Annotated in this window: 3 protein-coding genes; all 3 read left to right on the top strand. The window is 27.2% G+C overall.

Going from position 1 to position 3,958, the window contains the following annotated elements; genetic code table 11:
* Positions 1 to 74 precede the first annotated feature (74 nt).
* The 3 genes from WC222_12475 to WC222_12485 all read left to right on the top strand — a co-directional run bounded on the left by WC222_12475 (position 75) and on the right by WC222_12485 (position 3,747).
* On the top strand, positions 75 to 842 hold the full coding sequence (locus WC222_12475) for a hypothetical protein (GenBank protein MFA6917201.1): 768 nt from the start codon (positions 75 to 77) through the stop codon (positions 840 to 842).
* Positions 843 to 1,747: 905 nt separating this feature from the next.
* On the top strand, positions 1,748 to 2,830 hold the full coding sequence (locus WC222_12480; protein MFA6917202.1) for a hypothetical protein: 1,083 nt from the start codon (positions 1,748 to 1,750) through the stop codon (positions 2,828 to 2,830).
* A 47-nt stretch (positions 2,831 to 2,877) separates the two neighbouring features.
* Positions 2,878 to 3,747, top strand: a complete 870-nt coding sequence (locus WC222_12485; protein MFA6917203.1) for a hypothetical protein — start codon at positions 2,878 to 2,880, stop codon at positions 3,745 to 3,747.
* Positions 3,748 to 3,958 lie beyond the last annotated feature (211 nt).

Genomic DNA, 3,958 nt, shown 5'->3' on the forward strand with positions numbered 1-3,958 from the left:
ATGAAATGAAGTTTGATTTGAAACTATCTTAATTTGCTTTGTACACTAATACTTAATCACAAATTTATATAATTATGAAGACTACAATTAAATTTATTTTTACCGCATTGATCGCAATGCTTTTCACTTCATGTGCAACAACACCTATATTACAAGTCTATTATCAAGTTTATAAAGCAAAACCTTCTGAAAAGTTGATAATAAGAGACAATAGTTTAGTTTATGAAGATAATGGATGTATGATAATTTACAACCTTTGGGGAGAAGGAGGTAACATGGGATTTCATTTTTTTAATAAAACAGATAGTGATATTTTTTTAGATTTAGAAAAAAGTTTTTTTGTTCTTAATGGCGTTTCTTATGACTATTTTAAGAATAGGACTTATTCAAATTCAACAACCAAAGGCTCAACTTCAAATTCAGTTTCAACTTTTGAGAAGAAAATTATTTGTATACCTTCAAAATCATCAAAATTTATTAATGAATATAACGTTACTGAATCTTTCTATTTAGATTGTGACTTATTAAAATATCCAACATCCAAACAGGTTAAATCGAAAACATATAATAGAATTGAGAGTCCATTTGTTTTTAGCAACAGAATTACATATTCAATTGGTGATTCAAAAGATTTGATTCGATTTCAAAATGAATTTTATATCTCTGAAATCACTAATTATCCATCATCAGAAATGATTGGAACGACAAATGAAGAAACTTGTGGTCAGAAAAGTTTTAACACAAAGAGTTATTTCAAAATAAGTTCAGCTGATATGTTTTATAATAAATACTTTAAAACTGAAAATGACTATTCTATTAATTATTATAGAAGATTAAGATAATATTTACATAATAATGGACTAATGAAATTTAATAATTCAAAATCCGGAAACACAATTAAAAAAGGTAACCTTATTGAACATTTGATCTGTCCGTTATTAAATAATATATATATCCATGTGGTATGAATATATCTTGTGTTATTACTTTTTCAAAGTATGATACCCCCCTGTTTTAAAACATCAAATAAACGAACCTTTATTTGATACTGATTTTGGCACTTTTGGAAAGTAAGTTGGGAAAAATGGAAATTCGGGAAATGAATACTAATAATGTTTTTCTCATATATAATACTCAATTGAGTTCTTCCTTCCATCATATTTAAATTTCAAAATATTCATAAAAACAATATATATCGAACGGTTATATATTTAATTTATGTTTATTGGTATCATCTATATGTATAGCGACATTATTGCATAATCAATTGAATTTAATTGAATTAAAGGGATCAAATCCACAAAACAAAAATTTGCATACAATACGTTGTTTTTTTGCATCAGCTGGTGATTTTCCAATTGTGAAAATTAATTATTTCAAAATAGACTTCAAAAACGTATCAATATCATCAAAAAATCAAATATTTAAGAAGATGTTAATCTCTTTTTCAAAATGTTAATTATTTTTTATACATTTGAAAAATTATTTTTAAAACTAAGAATAACACCTTAAACACCGAAAAATCTCAAAAAAATGTATGTGTAATACACATATTTCCTCATCTAATTTAACTACCTTGTTTACAAGCATCAAGAAATTAAAATCAAGTCAGCTAAATCGGATGTATGAACAATAAGTTACACATACTGGAAATGGAGTTATTCATATTTAGGAGTTGGCAGCAAGCCGAAAAAAAACAATAAATAACTAGCATAGAAGCAGTAATCACGAACACAATTTAAACAACATGAGAAATAATTTTATTCATTTTGGGAAATATGAAAGAGAACTCACTGGAAAAGGTTATTTTTCAGAAGGTATAATTTGTTTAAACGAATACAATTTTAATGATGCTTACTCTTTATTTTTAGATGGCTTAGATTTGGTGACTTGTGACTGTAACAATACTAATTGGAGAGATGGAATTGATGATGCATTGTATGAAATGTTTGAGTATGATGAATACTCTTTAGAAGATGGTGATAGGGAATCATATTACTTTTGCAAGGCATTTATATTAAGTTATGAGGAAAACAAAGATATCTTAATGAATGCACTAAAGTGTGCAGTAAAATATGAAAAAGTTGTTTGTGGTGACAATCAAATTAATGAATATGCAAATTATTTAATTGGTAGAATATTGTTACAATTAGACTATCCTTATTTAGCGTTACATTATTTTAAATTTATATTAAATTATTGTAGCCCAAAAAATATAGCTAGAATAAATTATCGTATTGGCCGAACTATGGAACAATATGAATTAGATAAAAATACAATTCAATGTGAAGGCTTTAGTATGGATACAAATGGTTTACAGTTTCTTTCTGACTCACTTATTGAAAATTGTTCAAGTGCTTGCTGTGCGAGAGTTTTGCAATATCATGCCAGACAATTTAATACAAGCTATTTAATTAATGAGAGATATTTTAAAAATGAAATCATAAAAATGTTTATAACTATAGATAATGATATTGAGTTTCAAAAGAAATATAATAATTATATCGAAAATCAAATATGGGATGAAAAATCAGACTTTACAGACTTTATTGATTTTTTATTACATAATCGCAATACCTATATGAATTACGATCAATACACTTATTTCAAAAGTTTTAGATTGACAATTTCAAGAATTATTCAAGAGGAAGAACCTCCATTATATATTATTTTTCCAGATAGGTTTGGTCAGAATAAACTTAAAAATCCCCCATTAAATAAACATTTTATAAAAGGAGAATTAGAGCGTATTTACGAATATAATGAAAGTAGAAAATTTGAAGATGATTTAGATGATGATTTTTTAGACGATGAATGGGTTACAATTTAATTTTTATGTGTAATGTAAACTTACTTAATCTTTAAATAGAACTTAATATGACACAAACTGAATATCTTTCACAAATTGAAAGAGCAATAAATGAGATTGAATCTATTGACTATTCTAATAGTTGGTCATATGAACAAGTTGTTCATTCGATTCTAAAGATACCTCATTTACCTATAATTCTATTTACAGAACCTAGAGGCAATTTAATATTTAGATCTAGAATCAATAATGATATAACACCATTTGAAACTGTTTCTGATATTTCATTACCGAAAGAGGATTTTGTTTTGAGTTTTGCAAGAGCAAACAAACCCAAACAATCACTTTTTTATGGCTCTGAGAATAGACCAACTTCATATATGGAATTTGCTATGCATTTAGCTGAAACAACTCCATTCAATAAAGAAGTATCACTTACTGTTGGTAGTTGGGAAATTCAAAGGAACTTAATATTTGCTTTAGTTTTCAATCCTACAATGGTGCGAAACAATATCTATAACAAAACTCACGGAGAGTATTTTGATGACTTCATTAGTAAAGCACCCGAAGAATTTAGAATAGGAATAATAAAATTTTTCGAATTTATTGCTGAAAAATATGCAAATCAAGTAGAACAAAATGATATTAAAACCTATCAGATAACTTGTGCATATTCTAATATTATTTTCGCTTATGGACAGTGCGATGGTATTATGTATCCAAGTGTTCCTAGACTTGGTGATGCTTTTAATGTGGTAATTAAGAAAAACTCAATTGATGAAGGAGTTCTCGTTTTAAAAAATGCGAGAATGGATAAGTTTGTTGCACGTGAGCAATCAAATGGAAAACATGAATTTCTAAATATTTCAAGCATGGACGCTATTAATATTGAAACTGAAAAAATTGAATGGAGTAACAAATGGGAAATATCTAGTTGAAAACTTATTTTGAAAGCAAAATAAGTATCACTTGATAAGACTAATCGCCCAAAAAGCAAAAAAAAGCCACAGCAAGTTGGTGTTTGTTTTTAATTGTCTTGCAGTGGCTTTTATAGCTTTTTAGAATAGGGCAGAGCGGTCACAGCACATTGTTTTTTTGTTCGGCTAGACAGTGAGGTGCGTTTTGAAGGAAAAAAACAATGAACTGTGG

The sequence above is a fragment of the Parachlamydiales bacterium genome, assembly GCA_041671045.1.
In the GTDB taxonomy this organism is placed as follows: domain Bacteria; phylum Chlamydiota; class Chlamydiia; order Chlamydiales; family JABDDJ01; genus JABDDJ01.